This is a genomic window from Palleronia sp. THAF1 (assembly GCF_009363795.1).
Taxonomy (GTDB): Bacteria; Pseudomonadota; Alphaproteobacteria; order Rhodobacterales; family Rhodobacteraceae; genus Palleronia.
In genome coordinates this window covers 845,649-863,692 of record NZ_CP045420.1, presented here as the reverse complement: position 1 = coordinate 863,692, position 18,044 = coordinate 845,649, and the positions used below count along the sequence as shown (strand labels likewise).

Annotated in this window: 17 protein-coding genes; 8 read left to right on the top strand and 9 right to left on the bottom strand. The window is 63.2% G+C overall.

Annotated elements, in window-relative coordinates; all coding sequences use genetic code 11:
• Positions 1 to 72 precede the first annotated feature (72 nt).
• From lgt to FIU81_RS04315, 4 genes are all read left to right on the top strand, one after another.
• On the top strand, positions 73 to 957 hold the full coding sequence (gene lgt / locus FIU81_RS04330) for a prolipoprotein diacylglyceryl transferase (RefSeq protein WP_124112052.1): 885 nt from the start codon (positions 73 to 75) through the stop codon (positions 955 to 957).
• Entirely contained in the window at positions 954 to 2,012 is a 1,059-nt protein-coding gene (locus tag FIU81_RS04325) for a class I SAM-dependent methyltransferase (RefSeq protein ID WP_124112051.1), read from the top strand. The genes lgt and FIU81_RS04325 overlap by 4 nt, the downstream gene beginning before the upstream one ends.
• A complete protein-coding gene (pgeF, locus tag FIU81_RS04320; RefSeq protein WP_124112050.1) occupies positions 2,009 to 2,764 on the top strand; it encodes a peptidoglycan editing factor PgeF in 756 nt (251 codons plus the stop codon). Before FIU81_RS04325 ends, pgeF begins: the two co-directional genes overlap by 4 nt.
• A 294-nt stretch (positions 2,765 to 3,058) precedes the next feature.
• Positions 3,059 to 3,769: a Hint domain-containing protein gene (locus FIU81_RS04315; protein ID WP_172971397.1), complete on the top strand. Its 711-nt coding sequence runs from the start codon at positions 3,059 to 3,061 to the stop codon at positions 3,767 to 3,769.
• Positions 3,770 to 3,772: 3 nt separating this feature from the next.
• On the opposite strand, the gene FIU81_RS04310 is transcribed toward FIU81_RS04315, so the two are convergent.
• Positions 3,773 to 4,273 carry an Lrp/AsnC family transcriptional regulator gene (locus tag FIU81_RS04310; protein WP_124112048.1) on the bottom strand — a complete coding sequence of 167 codons (501 nt, stop codon included), beginning with the start codon at positions 4,271 to 4,273 and terminating at the stop codon, positions 3,773 to 3,775.
• 144 nt (positions 4,274 to 4,417) lie between these two features.
• Here FIU81_RS04310 and trxB point away from each other — a divergent pair, with 144 nt between their 5' ends.
• Positions 4,418 to 5,422, top strand: a complete 1,005-nt coding sequence (gene trxB / locus FIU81_RS04305; RefSeq protein ID WP_124112047.1) for a thioredoxin-disulfide reductase — start codon at positions 4,418 to 4,420, stop codon at positions 5,420 to 5,422.
• A 232-nt stretch (positions 5,423 to 5,654) separates the two neighbouring features.
• Complete coding sequence (locus tag FIU81_RS04300; protein WP_124112046.1) at positions 5,655 to 7,367, top strand: bifunctional sulfate adenylyltransferase/adenylylsulfate kinase; 1,713 nt, start codon at positions 5,655 to 5,657, stop codon at positions 7,365 to 7,367.
• Between the two features lie 47 nt (positions 7,368 to 7,414).
• Here the strand turns inward: FIU81_RS04300 and FIU81_RS04295 are convergent, their stop codons facing one another.
• From FIU81_RS04295 to FIU81_RS04265, 7 genes are read right to left on the bottom strand one after another with little or no spacing between them, the layout of a single operon-like run.
• The gene (locus tag FIU81_RS04295) at positions 7,415 to 8,161 is read right to left on the bottom strand and encodes a hypothetical protein (protein ID WP_124112045.1); all 747 of its coding nucleotides are present in this window, start codon (positions 8,159 to 8,161) and stop codon (positions 7,415 to 7,417) included.
• Positions 8,162 to 8,165: 4 nt separating this feature from the next.
• A complete protein-coding gene (locus tag FIU81_RS04290) occupies positions 8,166 to 10,184 on the bottom strand; it encodes a M3 family metallopeptidase (RefSeq protein WP_124112044.1) in 2,019 nt (672 codons plus the stop codon).
• A 48-nt stretch (positions 10,185 to 10,232) separates the two neighbouring features.
• Positions 10,233 to 11,258: a HesA/MoeB/ThiF family protein gene (locus tag FIU81_RS04285; RefSeq protein WP_124112043.1), complete on the bottom strand. Its 1,026-nt coding sequence runs from the start codon at positions 11,256 to 11,258 to the stop codon at positions 10,233 to 10,235.
• On the bottom strand, positions 11,258 to 11,719 hold the full coding sequence (dut, locus tag FIU81_RS04280) for a dUTP diphosphatase (protein WP_124112042.1): 462 nt from the start codon (positions 11,717 to 11,719) through the stop codon (positions 11,258 to 11,260). Before dut ends, FIU81_RS04285 begins: the two co-directional genes overlap by 1 nt.
• Positions 11,716 to 12,909 carry a bifunctional phosphopantothenoylcysteine decarboxylase/phosphopantothenate--cysteine ligase CoaBC gene (coaBC, locus tag FIU81_RS04275; RefSeq protein ID WP_124112041.1) on the bottom strand — a complete coding sequence of 398 codons (1,194 nt, stop codon included), beginning with the start codon at positions 12,907 to 12,909 and terminating at the stop codon, positions 11,716 to 11,718. The genes dut and coaBC overlap by 4 nt, the downstream gene beginning before the upstream one ends.
• Before the next feature lie 42 nt (positions 12,910 to 12,951).
• On the bottom strand, positions 12,952 to 13,755 hold the full coding sequence (locus FIU81_RS04270) for a ChaN family lipoprotein (protein ID WP_254695993.1): 804 nt from the start codon (positions 13,753 to 13,755) through the stop codon (positions 12,952 to 12,954).
• On the bottom strand, positions 13,752 to 14,630 hold the full coding sequence (locus FIU81_RS04265) for an RNA polymerase factor sigma-32 (protein WP_124112040.1): 879 nt from the start codon (positions 14,628 to 14,630) through the stop codon (positions 13,752 to 13,754). Before FIU81_RS04265 ends, FIU81_RS04270 begins: the two co-directional genes overlap by 4 nt.
• Positions 14,631 to 14,844: 214 nt before the next feature.
• Here FIU81_RS04265 and FIU81_RS04260 point away from each other — a divergent pair, with 214 nt between their 5' ends.
• Both FIU81_RS04260 and FIU81_RS04255 read left to right on the top strand, forming a co-directional pair.
• The gene (locus FIU81_RS04260; protein ID WP_124112039.1) at positions 14,845 to 15,528 is read left to right on the top strand and encodes a glutathione S-transferase; all 684 of its coding nucleotides are present in this window, start codon (positions 14,845 to 14,847) and stop codon (positions 15,526 to 15,528) included.
• A gap of 48 nt (positions 15,529 to 15,576) precedes the next feature.
• Positions 15,577 to 17,088 carry a YifB family Mg chelatase-like AAA ATPase gene (locus FIU81_RS04255; RefSeq protein WP_124112038.1) on the top strand — a complete coding sequence of 504 codons (1,512 nt, stop codon included), beginning with the start codon at positions 15,577 to 15,579 and terminating at the stop codon, positions 17,086 to 17,088.
• Here the strand turns inward: FIU81_RS04255 and gshB are convergent.
• Positions 17,085 to 18,035 carry a glutathione synthase gene (gene gshB, locus FIU81_RS04250; protein ID WP_172971396.1) on the bottom strand — a complete coding sequence of 317 codons (951 nt, stop codon included), beginning with the start codon at positions 18,033 to 18,035 and terminating at the stop codon, positions 17,085 to 17,087. The two genes, FIU81_RS04255 and gshB, sit on opposite strands and share 4 nt — an antisense overlap.
• Positions 18,036 to 18,044: the final 9 nt, after the last annotated feature.

Sequence of the window (18,044 nt, the reverse complement as noted above, 5' to 3'; positions counted from 1 at the left end):
GCACCCGATATGGCGGCTGGCCCCCGCGATCTCAAGGTTGACGTTTCCCCCGCGTCGGGCTTTCTCGCGCTCATGTTGATGGCCATCCCCTTTCCCGACATCTCGCCCGAGATCTTCACGATCCGCTTGGGGGACTTCGCCTTTTCCCTGCGCTGGTATGCGCTGGCCTATATCGTCGGTATCCTGATCGGCTGGCGACTGGCCACGGCAGCGGCGGTGCGGCCCACACTTTGGCCGAACGACAGCAGTCCCTTCACGGCCAAAGACGTGGAAGAGCTGATGACGACGATCATCCTTGGCATCATCATCGGCGGGCGCGTGGGCTACTGCCTGTTCTACCAGCCTGCCTATTATCTGGCGAACCCGCTGGAAATCGCGATGGTCTGGCAGGGGGGTATGTCGTTTCACGGCGGAATGCTGGGCGTCACGCTGGGCGGGCTGGTCTTCGCGTGGCGCAAAGGGATCTCCCTGCTGTCGATGCTGGATTTGATGAGCATCGGCACACCACCGGGCCTGCTGACGGGACGACTCGCGAACTTCATCAACGCAGAGCTTTGGGGGCGCCCGACGGATGCGCCGTGGGGCGTGATCTTCCCCGGGCAGGCTGCGCAAGACTGCGCTGGCGTTGCCGTCGGTATGTGCGCGCGCCACCCATCGCAACTCTATGAAGCCGCGCTGGAAGGCGTTTTACTGCTGGCGGTGATCGTCTTCCTTGCCTTCCGGCGCGGCTGGTTGAAGCGCCCGGGCCAGATATGCGGCATCTTCCTCATCGGCTATGCGGTCTCGCGGATGCTGGTCGAGCTCGTGCGGCAGGCCGATCCGCAATTCATCACGCCCGACAATCCGATGGGCTACGTGGTGCAGATCGGCGGAGCAGGATTGTCGATGGGGCAACTGTTGTCGCTGCCGATGCTGGCCGTCGGGGCGGCCCTGATCCTGAACGCGCGATCCCGGTGACGGCGCTGCGTGATATCCTGCTGCGACAGATCGCGCTGAACGGGCCAATGACGGTGGCCGACTACATGACGGCCTGCCTGCTTCATCCCGTCCATGGCTATTATACCACCCACGATCCGCTGGGCGCCCAAGGTGATTTCATTACAGCGCCCGAGATCAGCCAGATGTTCGGAGAGCTTGTGGGGCTTGCCCTTGCGCAGGCGTGGCTGGATCGCGGGTCGCCCGCGCCGTTCTGTCTGGCAGAGCTTGGGCCGGGGCGCGGGACGCTGATGATCGACCTTCTGCGCGCGACACGCCGTGTGCCAGGCTTCCACGCAGCCGTTAGGGTTGTGCTGGTCGAGGCATCCGATCGCCTGCGTGCGGCACAGTCGCGGGCTGTTCCCACTGCGGAATGGGTCGGCGGCGTGGATGATCTGCCCGATCTGCCGCTGTTCCTTGTGGCCAACGAGTTCTTCGACGCCCTGCCTATTCGCCAGTTCCTGCGGGATGGTGACGGGTGGAGAGAGCGGTTGGTGGACGCGGCTGACGGTGACTTGCGTTTCGCGCTGTCAGAGATCGGGCCCGTGCCACGGTTAGAGGCGCGACGTCAGGCAACCCAGCCCGGCGACACGGTCGAAACATGCGCTGCGGCTCAGTCCATCGCGCAGGTGCTGGGAGAGCGGATCGCCAGCCACGGCGGCGTGGCGCTGTTGTTCGATTATGGACAGGATTCGCCGGTTGGGGACACTTTCCAGGCTGTCAAAGATCACAAAAATACAAATCCGCTGATTGACCCCGGTGCCGCTGACCTGACGGCCCACGTCGATTTCGAAGCGCTCGCCACGGCCGCCTCCTGCCCCGCCAGCGCGACCGTGCCCCAAGGTGTCTGGCTGGAACGGCTTGGCATCACCGCCCGCGCGACGGCGCTCGCCCAGAATCTGACCGGCGCCGCGCTTGAAAACCACGTTGCCGCCCACCGCCGCTTGACCCACCCCGATGAAATGGGTGAGCTATTCAAGGTAATGGCCCTCCACGATACGGCCGGGCCGCCGCCGGGACTGGAGCCAAGGTTGTGACGCTGACCCCCCTGACATCCGACCTGCTGGAGCCTGTGCGCCATGGCTTCTTCACCCGTCAGGGTGGTGCGTCCTCTGGCGTGTTTCAGGGCCTGAACTGCGGCAACGGCTCCTCCGATCAGGCCGACATCGTGCGCATCAACCGCGCCCGCGTCGCCGATGCGATGGGGGTAGATCCCGAAGCCTTGCACACGGTGCAGCAGGTGCATTCCGACCGGGTGGCCGTGATCGAACCGGGCAGCGCGCCCGTGGAAGCCGACGCAATGGTGACCGCCGCGCCCGGTATCGCGCTCGGTATCCTGACCGCCGATTGCATGCCGATCCTATTCGCCGACCCGGACGCCGGCGTGGTGGCCGCGACCCACGCGGGCTGGAAAGGCGCGCTGGCAGGCGTCATCGCGAACACCATCGACGCGATGGAGCGCCTGGGAGCGGATCGAACCCGGATAAACGCGGCCATCGGCCCCTCGATCAGCCAGGCCAATTACGAGGTCGGCCCCGAGATGCTGGACGACTTCGCTATGGACGAACCCGACGCGCCGCGCTTCTTTGCGCAAGGACAGGGCGATAGGTTGCATTTCGATCTACCGGGCTATGGGCTGCACGCCTTGCGTCAGGCGGGTGTCGGCGGTGCGGAATGGATACGGCACTGCACCTACCACGACGCGAATCGCTTCTTTTCCTACCGCCGCGCGACCCACGCGCGAGAGGCCGATTACGGGCGGTTGATCTCGGTCATCCGGGTCGATTGACGACAAGGGCGCAACAAGGCCCCTGAAACGCCCGTGACCCGTCACGCGGTCGCCCGATTCCAGCGGCACCTTGTGCAGGACAGAAACACTGCCCGCACTGGACCCGCCCATGACCACACGCCGCTGGATTGCTGCTGCCATCGCCCAAGCTGCCAAACCGCAGCCCGCGCTGCCATTTCAACGTGGCGAGCGTCCGGTCCGGCTTGCGAAAGCAAGCTGATCATGCCCAACGATCACACGCCAAATCGTGCCTTCCCGCCCTCGCGCCGCCCATGGACGGTCCGAAGGGGGATGATGCCCATTGTTCCGATACTGGAGGAGTCGGAAGCCATACCCCGCGATACGCGCTACGACATCACATGGCTGGAGCCGAACGGCATTATCGAGGATCGCACCGTTGCGGCTCCGTCGACGTCGCTTTTCACCGAAGCGTTCACCGCCATCGCCCGTGGCGGACTTGTGATGACGCCCGATGGCCCCTGTGCGATCGAAGACCTTCTGCCCGGCGACCGCGTCATCACAGATCGCGGCGTCGAACCATTATTGTGGAAGGGCAGCCGTGTCATCGCGCCGACTCACCGTAATCTAGCGCTCTATCGTATTGCCGCAGACAGCCTTGGCCCCAGTCGCCCCGCACCTGACCTGCTGCTTGGTCCCGCTGCGCGACTGGTCTCGCGCCGCACGGCACTGCGCACGCTGATCGGAGCCGATGCCGCGTTGGTGCCGGTCGCATCGCTGGCGGACGGGGAAGCCGTCATCCGGATCAATCCGATGTCCAGCGTGCAGGTTTTTCACATAGGTTTTGCGCGTCACACGACCTTTACCGCCAACGGTGTCGAAGTGGAAAGCGTGCATCCCGGCAAGCTGGATCGTGCTTTGCCGCATGGGCAGGAACGGCTGTATATGTCCATGTTCCCGCACCTGACGCATCCGTCAGACTTCGGCGTTCTGGCGCTAGAGCGGTTGCAGGGCGACATTCTTGCGAAGATCACGCACGTCGCCTGACCCTTAAGCCTGCTTCGTTAGCCGTTGTTCCAAGATGTCGAACGGCACGCCCGGCGTGTCCTTGGCGGCGCGGATCACAAGCGAGGTCTTGACGCTGCCGACGTTCGGCGCGGTCAATAATTCCGAGGTCAGGAAGCCTTGGAAGCTCGACAGATCGGGCGCCACGCACTTCAGGACGAAATCGACCTCTCCGTTCAGCATGTGGCATTCGCGAACCAGCGGCCAGTTGCGGCACCGCTCTTCGAACGCGGCGAGATCGGCTTCGGCCTGGCTTTGCAGGCCAACCATGGCGAAGACCTGCACCTCAAAGCCCAATTGGCGTACATCAACCTGTGCATGGTAGCCGCGGATGAAGCCCTGTTCTTCGAGCGTCCGCACCCGGCGCAGGCAGGGTGGGGCAGATATTCCGACGCGTTTGGCCAATTCTACGTTGGTCATGCGTCCGTCGCGTTGCAGCTCGGACAGAATCTTGCGATCTATGGCATCGAGTCGTTGTCCAGGCATCGGTTCTCTCTCGTGAATTTGTGCGGACCTTACGCCTGAGAGGCAATGTGCGCAATAATGTTTCACGGTAGCGCAAGATTATTCCGGGGTTTCGGAACGGCGCGCGACGCCCCATATCACCCTGACCGATGCAAGGAGACCGCCATGAGCACGCACCGTCATGTCAAACTGCTGATCGTGGGCTCTGGCCCCGCTGGCTATACCGCCGCCGTCTATGCCGCGCGCGCAATGCTAGAGCCCGTTCTGGTTCAGGGCATCCAGCCCGGTGGCCAGCTGACCATTACAACCGACGTGGAAAACTGGCCTGGCGATACCTCGATCATGGGGCCGGACCTGATGGTGCGGATGGAAGCGCATGCGAATGCGATGGGCGCCGAGATCGTGTCGGACCACATCAATTCCGTCGATCTGTCAAAGCGGCCCTTCACCGCCGTTGCCGACAGCGGCACGACATACACCGCCGACGCGATGATTCTTGCGACGGGCGCTCAGGCGAAATGGTTGGGTCTGCCCTCCGAGGAAGCGTTCAAGGGCTTCGGCGTTTCGGCCTGCGCCACCTGCGATGGTTTTTTCTACCGTGGGCAAGAGGTCGCGGTGATCGGCGGTGGCAACACGGCCGTCGAAGAGGCGCTGTTCCTGACCAACTTTGCCAGCAAGGTGACGCTCGTGCATCGTCGTGATGAGTTGCGCGCGGAAAAGATCCTGCAAAAGCGCCTGCTGGAGCATCCGAAGGTCGAAGTGATCTGGAATCATCAGCTAGACAGTGTTTACGGCGCGGACAGCCCGAAGGGTGTCGAGGGCATCAACATCAAAAACACCGAAACCGGCGATGTGCGAAAAGTGCAAGTTTCAGGGGTGTTCATCGCCATCGGACACGCACCGGCGTCCGATCTGGTCAAGGACCAGCTTGAGACCCACATGGGCGGCTACGTCGTCACAAAACCCGGCACGACCGAAACCTCTGTTCCCGGTGTCTTCGCCGCTGGCGACCTGACCGATCACGTCTATCGCCAGGCCGTCACCAGCGCCGGCATGGGGTGCATGGCAGCGCTGGAAGCCGAACGTTGGTTGGCCGAAAATGGCGAGACGGAGGGCAAGGACGTGAGCGAGCCCCTGGGCTACGGCGCGAAAGTCGAGCCAGCGCAGTAACGCGTCAGGGCCCGAACAAGGGGGTTGTCCAAGCCCTGACGCACCGGCCGGCTTGTGGGGGACCGACCATTGAACAGACACGGTGGGTCCCCCATTATAGTTTCCCGTTTCGCTCCGATTTTTTGAAAATTCGCCACATGATACGGTGAAATCGCCTTTGTGACGCTGCCATCTTGCCGCAGCGGCGCAACTCGCGTTAAGGGCCGCGGGACATTTGTATGCAGGCAGGCCCATGACCCAAAGAGATTTCGCCCCCGTCCCGGAACTGTACGTCTCGTACGACAGTGCGCAAAAGCTGAAGACCGAAGCTGGGGAGTTGACGAGCCACGACCTTAGCCCGCGCCAGATCTGCGATCTGGAACTGTTGATGAATGGCGGCTTCGCGCCGCTGAAGGGGTTCCTTGGCGAGGCGGATTACGATGGTGTTGTCGAGAACATGCGCCTGGCCGACGGTAGCCTGTGGCCCATGCCGATCACGCTGGACGTGTCCGAGGCCTTTGCGGAGACCGTCGAGCCGGGCCAAGACATTGCGCTGCGCGATCAGGAAGGCGTGATCCTGGCCACGATGACCGTCACCGACAAATGGGTGCCGAACAAGGCGCGCGAGGCCGAAAAGGTCTTCGGTGCCGATGATGATGCACACCCCGCGGTGAACTACCTGCACAATCATGCGGGCAAGGTATATCTGGGCGGACCGATCACGGGCATCCAGCAGCCTATTCACTACGATTTCCGCGCCCGTCGCGACACCCCCAACGAGCTGCGCGCCTATTTCCGCAAGATGGGCTGGCGTCGCGTCGTCGCCTTCCAGACCCGCAACCCGCTGCACCGCGCACACCAGGAACTGACGTTCCGCGCCGCGAAGGAAGCGCAGGCCAACCTGCTGATCCACCCGGTCGTCGGCATGACCAAGCCGGGCGACGTGGATCACTTTACCCGCGTGCGCTGCTACGAGGCGGTGCTCGACAAGTATCCCGCCGCCACCACCACCATGTCACTGTTGCCGCTGGCGATGCGGATGGCTGGCCCGCGGGAAGCCGTGTGGCACGGTCTGATCCGCAAGAACTACGGTTGCACGCACTTCATTGTCGGTCGTGACCACGCCGGTCCGGGCAAGAACTCTGCCGGTGAAGATTTCTATGGTGCCTACGATGCGCAGGACCTGTTCCGCACGCATCAGGACGAGATGGGCATCGAGATGGTGGACTTCAAACACATGGTTTGGGTCCAAGAACGCGCACAATACGAGCCGATGGACGAGATCGAGGACAAGGACAAAGTCACGATCCTGAACATCTCTGGCACCGAACTCCGTCGCCGCCTGCGCGAAGGTCTGGAAATTCCCGAGTGGTTCTCTTTCCCCGAGGTCGTCAAGGAACTGCGCCGGACGTCGCCGCCGCGCTCCAAGCAGGGCTTTACCGTCTTCTTCACGGGCTTCTCCGGCTCGGGCAAATCCACGATCGCCAATGCGCTGATGGTCAAGCTGATGGAAATGGGTGGGCGTCCGGTCACGCTGCTCGACGGTGATATCGTGCGCAAGAACCTGTCGTCCGAGTTGGGCTTCAGCAAAGAGCACCGCGACCTGAACATCCGCCGTATCGGCTATGTCGCGTCCGAAATCACCAAGAACGGCGGCATCGCGATCTGCGCGCCCATCGCACCCTACGCTGCCACCCGGCGTGCGGTGCGTGAAGACGTCGAGGCCTTCGGCGCCTTCTGCGAAATACATGTCGCCACCCCGATCGAGGAATGCGAAGCGCGGGATCGCAAGGGCCTGTACAAGCTGGCACGTGAGGGCAAGATCAAGGAATTCACCGGAATTTCTGACCCCTATGACGAGCCCAAGGACCCCGAGCTGCGTCTGGACACCACCAGCGTGGATGTCGATCACTGCGCCCATCAGGTTCTTCTGAAGCTGGAAGCGATGGGTCTAATCGCGGGCTAAAACGTCGATTGAATCGACGGGGGCGGGATAGTTGCCGCCCCTTCCGTCTATGAATTTTTCGAAATTTCAGACAGGCATTCTTCAATCTTTGCCGTTAGTTCCATGTAACGACCGTCAAGTCTCTTCCGGAGAAGCCGGATTTGGCCCAAGCAAGCATGAACCCGATAGACCGGTGCGATCTCAGGGTCCTGCCTGTCTGCGGGCAAAGGCGCATAGCCGCATTCCCGAACTTCCCGGGCGCGATCAGACCCCAAACGTCTGTCGGAGCAAAGACGATCAATACGTTCTTCCATCCCTGCGAGGTTCGATCCGAGATAACCGCGTGCTTCGCAGATGTGACCCTCGCTTACCCATTTAGTCTGATCCTTGTATCGCTCTGCGGCTTGATGCCAATTTTTCTCTAAATTGTGCAGCTCTTCGATCTTCGCCTCATACCAGTTTGATCTCACCAACAGAATTTGAAGGTGCGCCTGTTTGGTTGCAACCGGGTGCAGGTATCTTATTTCTTCGTCTTTCTCCTCCACTTTCCGCAAAATGGAGCTGTGAGCCTCGGTAAATATTTTGTTAGCCCTCGAGGCATATTTTTCTTCAATCGCCTGCTTAAACCGAAGATTGATTGCGCAAACGATAAGTAAGATAAGGAGATAGCTTAATAGCATCGCCGCTAACGAAAAAGGACTGCTAAGGGCATCGAAGAAGCTTAAGAAAGTCAGCGAAACTGTTAGTATCCCGGCCGTTATCGTAATCGCTTTGTTCTGTTTTAAAGTTTCTATGGCAGCGACTATGTGCTTCATCTCATTACTCCAGTAGGTCCAGACCACGGCCCTTCAGCAACGCATCCACCGTCGGCATCTGGCCGCGGAAGGCGATGTAAGCGGCGTCGGCTTCCTGTGTGCCGCCGGCCGACAGGATGTTCCGCTCCAGGCTTTTCGCGACATCGGCATCGAACGGGCCGCCCGCTTCAAGGAAGGCCGCGAAGGCATCTGCGTCCATGACTTCGGACCACATGTAGCTGTAATAGCCAGACGAATAGCCGTCGCCGGAAAAGATATGGGCGAAGTGTGGCGTCGCGTGGCGCATGCCCACGGCCTTGGGCATCCCGATCTCTTCCAACACCTCGGCCTGCATCGCCATGGGATCTTCGGGCGCTTCGCCTGCGTGGAATTCCAGATCGACGATGGCCGAGCCCAGATACTCAACCGTCTGGAAGCCCATGTCATAGGTGGACGCCGCAAGCAGGCGGTCGCGCATGTCGTCGGGCATCGGCTCACCCGTCTCCGCATGGGTGGCGTAGGTCGTCAACACCTCCGGCACCTCCAGCCAATGCTCGAACAACTGGCTGGGCAGTTCGACGAAATCGCGCGCGACGCTGGTGCCGGACATGGACTCGAAGCGGACGTCCGACAGCATCTGGTGCAACCCGTGGCCCATTTCATGGAACAGCGTGCGCGCGTCGTCATAGGATAAAAGCGCCGGGCGCCCCTTTGGCGGCTTGGCAAAATTGCACACGTTGACCACGATAGGCCGAACGCCCTCGCGCTGGCTGCGCATGGCCGAACACCACGCGCCCGACCGCTTGGACTCACGCGCGAAATAGTCGCCGACGAAAACGGCCATGTGTTCGCCATTCCGCGTGACTTCCCACGCACGCACATCTGGATGGTAAAGCTTGACGTCCAGCGGCTTGAACTCCAATCCGAACAACCGATTGGCACAGTCGAAGGCGGCTTCGATCATCCGGTCGAGTTGCAGGTAAGGTTTCAGCGCCGTCTCATCGAGGTCGTGCTCTTCCTGCCGGCGCTTTTCGGAATAATAGCGCCAGTCCCACGGCTCCAAATCGCCGTTCGTGCCGTCGTTGTGCATCATGGCGGCCAGGCGCGCACCGTCTTCTTCGGCCTTCGTGCGCGCAGGCTCCCAAACTTTCATCAGCAATTCGCGGACGGCCGCGGGAGACTTCGCCATCTCTGTTTCCAGCTTGAACGAGGCGAAATCGTCGTAGCCCAGAAGGCCCGCGCGTTCTTCACGCAGCGCCAGAATTTCGGCGGCAATAGCGCGGTTGTCAGTATCGCCGCCGTTCATGCCGCGCGCGGACCACGCGGCATAGGCCTGTTCGCGCAGGTCGCGACGGGGCGAGAATTGCAGGAACGGCACAATAAGTGAGCGCGACAGGGTGATGACCGGACCGGACGCACCCTTATCTTCGCCAGCGCTGCGGGCGGCGTCGATCAGGAAGTCGGGCAGACCCTCCAGATCGGTTTCGGCCAGTTCCATGTACCACTCACGCTCATCAGCGAGCAGGTTCTGGGTGAAAGAGACACCCAGGCCCGACAGGCGCTCGGTCACGCTGCGAAGGCGATCCTTGGCGATCCCCTCAAGCTCTGCGCCTGCGCGCACGAACTGGCGGCGGGTCAGGAACAGCAGGCGCTGTTCTTCGTCGGTCAGATCCAGCGTCTCGCGTTCGGCCCAGACGGCTTCGATCCGCGCGAACAAGGCCTCGTTCATCGCGATGTCGGACCCGTAGGCCGACAGCATCGGAGAGAACTCCCGGCTCAGGCGCTCGCGCTCGGGGTTCGAATCCGCACCGGCCATGTTGTAAAACACGCCCAGAACCCGGCTGAGATCCTCGTCGGCGCGTTCCAGCGCGACGATGGTGTTCTCAAACGTCGCAGGCTCTTCGCTGTCAGCGATGGCGGCGATGTTGGCGCGCGCCGTGTCCAGCGTCGCTTCCACCGCAGGCATGAAGTGCGCATCCTCGATGGTCTCGAACGGCGGCAGTCCGAAGGGCGTATCCCATGTCTGCAAAAGCGGGTTGGTCATCGCGTCATCCTCTTCATCGTTCCAAAAATACCTTCGCCGAAGGCATGTCTATCCACCGCACACCGGGCAATCCGCGCGCTTCTTCAGCGCAATCGTCCGATGCTCTCCCCAAAGCGCATCGTGGATCGCCAAACGGCCCCGATGCCCCTGCCCTGCGCCGGTTATTTCCTTCACCACTTCGACGGCCATCATCGACCCGACGACGCCGGGCAGTGGCCCAAGCACGCCCGCCTCGGCGCAGCTTGGCGCAAGACCGGCCGCGGGCTTTTCGGGAAAGACACAGGCGTAGCAGGGCGTGCCCTCCCATGGAGCATAGGTGGTGATCTGCCCCTCCCATTGCGACAGTGCGCCGGAAATCAGCGGAACGCGGGCCGCAAGGCAGGCGGCGTTCAGTACGTAGCGGGTGTCCAGATCGTCACAGCCATCCAACACCAGATCGAAGTCTGCCACGAGGTCACCCGCGATCTCTGCCGTCAGGTGGCGGTTATAGGGGCGCACGGTGACATTGGGGTTGATCGCCTTCATCGCCGCCTCTGCCGAGAATACCTTGGGCTGGCCGATGCGCTTGTCGGTGTGGATGACCTGTCGCTGCAGGTTCGTGGCATCGACCGTGTCGTCGTCGATCACACCGATGGTGCCGACGCCCGCTGCGGCGAGATAGAGCAAGGCCGGAGACCCAAGCCCCCCCGCCCCTACAACAAGAACGCGCGCCTCCTTCAATTGCCGCTGACCACCGCCGCCAATCTCTCGCAGCACGACGTGGCGGGCGTAGCGGTCCAGCTCGCCGGGGGCGAAGTCGCCCGGAGCGGTTTCCACGGGTCGGTTTTCGGGGCGGACGCGGGAGCGCAGGCGGCGCAGGCCCTCCCGGTAGGCGAGGATCAGTGCGACGAGGCCGCCGACCACCAGCCATTCGCCCAACGATCCGCCGAAGGGAGAGCGTCCGGGCAACAACACGGACAGCAACATGACGACGATATAAAGCAAGCCCAGCGCGATCAGCCGCGCCTGCAGCGGCCAGCCGACACGGCCGGATGCGAACCAGGCCAGACCGCCAAGGATCAGCGCCAGCACCATTAGCCGCGTCCCGTCGACCCGAACCCAGCGGTGCCGCGTGCGGTGTCGGGAAGTGTGTCCACCAGATCGAACGAGACCTGCGGCGCAGGCGCGAAGACGGCCTGCGCGATACGGTCGCCGTGGGCGATGTGCACCGGCTCGGCGCCAAGGTTCACCAAAAGCACAGCGACCTCGCCCCGGTAATCGGCATCCACGGTGCCGGGCGCGTTGGCGACGGTCATCCCGTGTTTCAGCGCAAGGCCAGAGCGAGGGCGGATCTGCATTTCCCACCCTTCGGGCAGCGCGACGGACAGGCCCGTGGGCACCGCGGCGCGTTCCATCGGCTGCAAGGACAACCCCTCTGCGCGGTTCGCGGCGGGAAAGTTCGCACGCAGGTCTGCTCCAGCGGCACCCGCGCTGGCGTAGGCGGGTAGCGGCACGTCAGGGTCCGCGTCCGGCAAGCGTTTGATCAGGACGGTCATGCCAGCGCCGTCGCGATCCGCTCGATCAGCCGCACGGCGACGGCATCCTTGCCCATACGCTCCCACGTTTCCTCGCCCTCTGCGGTGATCAGCAGTACCGCATTCTCTGACCCGCCCATGATGCCGGTGACGGGCGACACGTCATTCGCCACGATCCAATCGCAGCCCTTACGGATCCGTTTGGCACGGGCGTTTTCGACCACATCGTCGGTTTCGGCAGCGAAGCCCACGACCAGCGGCGGGCGGTCCATCGTGCGACCAGCGACGGCGGCCAAGATGTCGGGGTTCTCGGCCAGTTCCAGCGACGGCAGCGCGCCGTCCTGCTTTTTCATCTTGCGATCTGACGCCGAGGTGACGCGCCAGTCGGCAACGGCGGCGGCGAAGATCGCGACATCGGCAGGCAGGGCGGCCAGTGCGGCGTCGCGCATTTGCGTGGCCGTTTCGACGCGCACCACCGTGCAGCCCTCTGGCGGGGCCACATCGGCAGGGCCGGTCACGAAGGTCACGCGCGCGCCCGCCGCAACGGCGGCGCGGGCGATAGCGGTGCCCTGCGCACCCGAAGAGCGGTTGGCGATGTAGCGCACCGGGTCGATCGGCTCATGCGTCGGACCGCTGGTGATCAGGATGTGCTTCCCCTTCATCGGGCCATGGGACAGGCGTGCCGTGATCGAATCGAGGATCGCCTCGGGTTCGGCCATCCGACCCGGCCCATGCTCACCGCAGGCCATGTCGCCCACGTCCGGGCCGACCACCGCGATGCCGTCGGCCTTGAGCGTGACCAGATTGCGCTGGGTTGCCGCGTGTTCCCACATCCGCACGTTCATCGCGGGCGCGATCATCACCGGCGTGTCGGTCGCCAGCAGCAGGGTCGAAGCCAGATCGTCGGCATGGCCCTGCGCCATCTTGGCCATCAAATCGGCGGTTGCTGGGGCGACGACCACCAGATCGGCGACGCGGGACAGTTGGATGTGGCCCATTTCGGCCTCGTCCGTCAGGTCCCATAAGTCGGTATAGACCTTTTCGCCGGCCAGAGCGGACAGCGATAGCGGCGTCACGAACTCGGACCCCGCGCGGGTCAAGACCGGGGTGACATGCCCCCCTGCCCGTCCGATGCGGCGGATCAGGTCGAGCACCTTGTAGGCCGCGATGCCGCCGCCGACGATCAGAAGGATACGCTTGCCATTCAACATGCGCCGGACCCTAGGGCCGCAGCCACAGGGCGGCAACCGTGCTTACCGAAGTGCCGCACAGGGGTCCCCATCCGTGTCGGTGTCCGGGCTGACCACGATATGATCGTAGGGCGCGGCGCCGTCGGGTTCAGCGAATTGTCCGACGGAGATTACCGGTAATTCGGGCCGTGCGGCCGCCAGCAAGGCCGGCACGCCCCAATCGGTGCGGGCGTGCCCGTTGCCGGTGATGACAGCGACCGGGCCGCCGGTCTCGCTCAGCGCGTCCAGTACCGCCTGCGCCAGCCATGCATCGCGTAGGCGTTGTGCTTCGACCATGCCGGGCAGCATTTCTTGGGGCAGCAGCCCGCAATGGGCTGCGTCTTGCAAGGCGGCGCGCGCCTCCAGTTCCGGCGCGGGCAGATCGGCAGACAGGCCGAAGCTGTCTTCGGCTCCGAACGCCGCCCAAGCGCCCCCGTTCGCCGCAGCCGCAACTGTTTCGCGCGGTGCCTCGCCGCCGACGATCATCGCGCCCGCCGCGGCGTCGAACACAGGTGCATAGATGGCGAAATCGGGCCAGCCACGCTCTTCCCAGCGCAGGGCCGAGCCCAGCACGTCAGCTGCGTCGCCAGCGCCTTTCGTCGCGACGGGACCAAGCTCTGCCGGTAGCATCTCGAAGACAACGGCGGCGGGCTGCATGCGCTCGATCCATGCGGCTTGGTTCAAATGGTGGGTTGGGTTGTCATGCGCTTCGCCCATCACGACAACAGCCGCGTCCAAAGGCACGGCGTCGACCGAAGCGGCCAGAACGGACGACGCCGCCCAGAAGGCGGCACCGATCACGAGGGAAATTGTGGTTGTATGTCTCACACCAAGAAGTTGTGGACCTCTGATGACTGCGTTTCAAGCGCTTTGCGCATCTTGCCAAAGGCGGCTGCCTCCAGCTGACGCACCCGCTCTTTCGACAGGCCGAGCTCGGTACCAAGGCTTTCAAGCGTACGGGGTTGTTCGCGCAGCTTGCGCTCTCGCACGATGAACCGCTCACGCTCGTTCAACTGGCCCATCGCCTCGACGAGCCACAGCCGTAGCGTGTCGGTGTCCTTGGCATGAGTGACGGTCTCATCTGCCTGCGCACTGTCGTCCTCCAAGGCGTCGATCCACTGGCGGCCTTCGTCCTCGGTCGATTGAGTGGCGTTCAGCGAGAAATCGGACCCGGCCAGACGGCCTTCCATCATCTCGACGTCATGCAGCGGCACGCCGACTTCCTTAGAAATCATCTCACGCATCTTGTGGCGGTCCAGACGCTCGCCCGAAGCGGCGGCTTCACGCTCCAACCGGGCCTGAACGCGGCGCATGTTGAAAAACAGTGACTTTTGACTGCTGGTCGAGCCGGTCCGCACCATGGACCAATTCCGCATGACGTAATCTTGGATCGACGCCTTGATCCACCAGACCGCGTAGGTCGAAAAACGCACGCCCCGGTCGGGATCGAACTTATCAGCGGCCTTCATAAGGCCAAGACCGGCCTCTTGGATCAAGTCGTTCATCGGCGCGCCGTAGCGCTTGAACTTGGCGGCCATGGAAATGGCGAGACGCATGTAAGCGGTGATCAGGCGGTGCAACGCGGCTTCGTCACGCTCATCCCGCCACGCATAGGCCAGTCGCAGCTCGGTTTCTGCGTCCAGCAATTCGGCCTGCATAGCGCGGCGCGACAGCGTTTGATCTGAAAATCCGTCGAAAGCCATGTGTGTCTCCCCAGACTGGTTCGGCCATTCGCAAGCAGTGCATTTACAGCGTCTTGTCTTGCGCTTTCGAAACACTAAGGCGGCGTCCCGCACGAAAGTTCCCAACAAATCGTTGCAATGGGAATAATCCGTCCTAGCGCCATCCCCGCGAGACATAAGGCGCGTCACAAAACGGAATTGGACCTGTATGCTCGAATCGCAGTATTTTCAGCCCATGCACACCCTGACGCTGGCCGAGCCCGCCTATTCATCCTGGTCCATGCGCATCGGCCTTCTGATCGATCGTTTCGACCTGCCCGTCCGGATCGAGTGGGTCACTTTCTACTCCGAACCAACGCTGACCGAGCAGATCGGCCACCCACCAGCGCGCACCGTGCCGTTCCTGCTGTGCGATGACGGGACGGAAGTGCGCGAAAGTCTCGCCATCGCAGAGGAATTGGCGGATCGCTTTCCGGACGCGGCGCTTTGGCCGTGTGAACCAGTGTTGCGTGGTCTGGCACGGTCGCTGGCATCAGAAATGCACGCAGGCTTTGTCGCGCTGCGCAACCAATGCCCCATGGCCCTGCGCGTGGCCTACAGCGACGTTCCTGTGGACGACGCATTGGCCGCCGATCTGGCCCTCTTGGAAGAAATCTGGGCGGACGCGTTGGACAGATCCGGAGGGCCGTGGCTCGCGGGCGACTATTCCGTGGCCGACGCGTTTTTTGCGCCCGTCGCGGCGCGCGTCGCGGGCTATGGCCTATTGGTCGGGGATCGCGCGGCGGCCTACGTCGCGCAGCACCTTTCCGATCCGGCGTTTATGCGGTGGCGTGCTTTGGGACTGAACAAAGGCGAGGATCGGCACGAGACCGTGTACCACCGCAACTACCCGCGCGTGGCATGGCCCGGTCCAGAATAGCTGCGATCGTTAACCTTTCTTAAAGCCCCACGCGGGTAGCGGTTAACCATGACCGCCCGCGCCTATACCGTCGCCTTCGAAGGCACAGACACCCGAGAGGTCGAGGTGCAATGCGCCGTCGCGCCCGGTCTGCCCGCTTTTGCCATCGTCGGACTTCCCGACAAGGCCGTTTCAGAGGCGCGCGACCGGGTCCGCGCGGCCCTGTCGGCCCTGTCCATCGCGCTACCGTCGAAGCGTATCGTGGTGAACCTGTCGCCTGCCGATCTGCCAAAGGAAGGTTCTCACTTCGACTTGCCCATCGCACTAGCGTTGCTGGCCGCCATCGAAATTTTGCCGCACGAAGCGGTCGAGGGCGTCACAGCATTGGGGGAACTGTCGCTGGACGGTTCGATCCTTCCGGTGCTGGGAGCCCTGCCCTCGGCGATGCACGCCGCCACCGAGCACCGCGCCCTGATGTGCCCCAAAGCCTGCGGGGCAGAGGCCGCCTGGGTCGGCGACGCACGCGTCCTTGCCCCCGCCAGCCTACGCGACGCGATTGCGCACTTCACCGGCCAGACGCCCTTGATCCCTGCCGAACCCGGAGAGGTGACACCTGCTCAAGACATCCCCGACCTGCGCGACGTACGCGGACAGGAGCGCGGTAAACGCGCGCTGGAGATTGCCGCCGCCGGTCGGCACCACGTGCTGTACATCGGTACACCGGGTTCGGGAAAATCCATGCTGGCGCGGCGGCTGCCGGGGCTCTTGCCGCCCCTCTCTCCGCGGGAAGCGCTGGAAACTTCGATGATCCACTCGCTCGCGGGGCTTATCGACGAGGGTGGGCTGACCCGACAGAGGCCCTTCCAAGAGCCTCACCACACCGCGTCGATGGCCGCGATCGTTGGCGGCGGCAAGCGGGCCAAGCCCGGCCAGATCAGCATGGCTCACAACGGCGTACTGTTCATGGACGAGTTTCCCGAATTCGCGCGTCCCGTCTTGGAGACCCTGCGCCAGCCCATCGAGTCGGGCGAGGTCGTGATCGCGCGCGCCAATGCCCACGTCCGCTACCCCTGCCGCTTTCTGCTGATCGCCGCCGCGAACCCCTGCCGGTGCGGCTACATGACAGAACCCGCACGCGCCTGCGCGCGCGCACCGATCTGCGGAGACGACTACCTGGGCCGCATCTCGGGTCCATTGATGGATCGATTCGATCTGCGGGTAGAGGTGCCGCCCGTGTCATTCGCAGACCTCGATCTGCCTCCAGCGGGCGATAGTTCAGTCACGGTCGCAGCAAGGGTAGCGGCGGCGCGGGATGTTCAGGCACAACGCTTTGCAGCGCATCCGAAGGTCACGGTGAACGCGGACATGGCGGGCGCTTTGCTCGACGAAGCCGCGGCGCCCGATGCGGAAGGCAAAGAAATGCTGCTGAAAGCCGCCGACCGTTTCGGACTGACCGCGCGCGGCTACCACCGGGTCCTGCGGGTGGCACGGACGATCGCGGATCTTGACGGCGACGCGCACGTCGGCGCCCCGCACATCGCCGAGGCGTTGAGCTACCGATTGGTGTCGACCAAGACCTAGCCGCGCGCGTCGATCCGCGCTTCGATGGCCTCCCAGATGCGCCCTGCGATGTCCGTTCCGTCGAACCGCTCCATCTCTTGGATACCGGTGGGAGAGGTCAGGTTGATCTCGGTCAGGTAGTCACCGATCACATCGATGCCGACGAACACTTGGCCCTTCTCGCGCAGAAGCGGGCCGATGGCGGCGCAAATCTCACGGTCGCGATCTGTCAGCTCGGCCTTCTTAGCCGTGCCGCCCACATGCATGTTCGACCGCGTCTCGCCTTTCTGAGGAACCCGATTGATGGCGCCGACGGGCTCTCCATCAACCAAGATGATCCGCTTGTCGCCCTTCGAGACGGCCGGCAGAAACTTCTGGGCGATCAGCGGCTCGTTGTTGATGCCAGCAAACAGCTCATGCAGCGAAGCAAGGTTGCCGTCCTCGGCGCGCAGCCGGAAAACGCCTGCGCCGCCGTTACCGTAAAGCGGCTTGACGATGACGTCGCCGTGCTCTGCCTTGAAGGCGCGCAACTGCTCCAGATCGCGCGAAATCAACGTGGGCGGGATCAGGTCGGGGAACTGAAGAACGAGCAGCTTTTCGGGGTAATTTCGTACCCACGTCGGATCGTTGACGACGAGCGTGGTGTCGGCGATCCGATCCAAAAGATGGGTCGTCGTGATATATCCCATGTCGAACGGCGGGTCCTGCCGCAGCCAGATGACGTCCATATCCGATAGAAAAAGGTCCTCGGCGGGACCCAGGGTCGCGTGATCGCCTTTTTCGCGGCGCACGGACAATGTCTGCCCACGCGCTCGCATCACGCCTTCTGCCCAAGTCAGCTGATCCGGTGTATAGACGAAAAGCCGGTGCCCCCGAGCCTGGGCCGCTTCTGCCAACCTAAAGCTGCTGTCGGCATCGATATCGACGTTCTGGATCGGGTCCATCTGGAAGGCGACGGTCAGCGGCATGGTGAACTC

Coding starts and splice junctions, on each gene's coding strand:
- FIU81_RS04260 (WP_124112039.1), top strand. CDS start 14,845: ATGCACACCCTGACGCTGGCCGAGCCCGCCTATTCATCCTGGTCCATG.
- dut (WP_124112042.1), bottom strand. CDS start 11,719: ATGACCGTCCTGATCAAACGCTTGCCGGACGCGGACCCTGACGTGCCG.
- FIU81_RS04285 (WP_124112043.1), bottom strand. CDS start 11,258: ATGGTGCTGGCGCTGATCCTTGGCGGTCTGGCCTGGTTCGCATCCGGC.
- FIU81_RS04300 (WP_124112046.1), top strand. CDS start 5,655: ATGACCCAAAGAGATTTCGCCCCCGTCCCGGAACTGTACGTCTCGTAC.
- gshB (WP_172971396.1), bottom strand. CDS start 18,035: ATGCCGCTGACCGTCGCCTTCCAGATGGACCCGATCCAGAACGTCGAT.
- lgt (WP_124112052.1), top strand. CDS start 73: ATGTTGATGGCCATCCCCTTTCCCGACATCTCGCCCGAGATCTTCACG.
- FIU81_RS04295 (WP_124112045.1), bottom strand. CDS start 8,161: ATGAAGCACATAGTCGCTGCCATAGAAACTTTAAAACAGAACAAAGCG.
- FIU81_RS04310 (WP_124112048.1), bottom strand. CDS start 4,273: ATGCCTGGACAACGACTCGATGCCATAGATCGCAAGATTCTGTCCGAG.
- FIU81_RS04290 (WP_124112044.1), bottom strand. CDS start 10,184: ATGACCAACCCGCTTTTGCAGACATGGGATACGCCCTTCGGACTGCCG.
- FIU81_RS04265 (WP_124112040.1), bottom strand. CDS start 14,630: ATGGCTTTCGACGGATTTTCAGATCAAACGCTGTCGCGCCGCGCTATG.
- FIU81_RS04255 (WP_124112038.1), top strand. CDS start 15,577: ATGACCGCCCGCGCCTATACCGTCGCCTTCGAAGGCACAGACACCCGA.
- trxB (WP_124112047.1), top strand. CDS start 4,418: ATGAGCACGCACCGTCATGTCAAACTGCTGATCGTGGGCTCTGGCCCC.
- coaBC (WP_124112041.1), bottom strand. CDS start 12,909: ATGTTGAATGGCAAGCGTATCCTTCTGATCGTCGGCGGCGGCATCGCG.
- FIU81_RS04315 (WP_172971397.1), top strand. CDS start 3,059: ATGCCCATTGTTCCGATACTGGAGGAGTCGGAAGCCATACCCCGCGAT.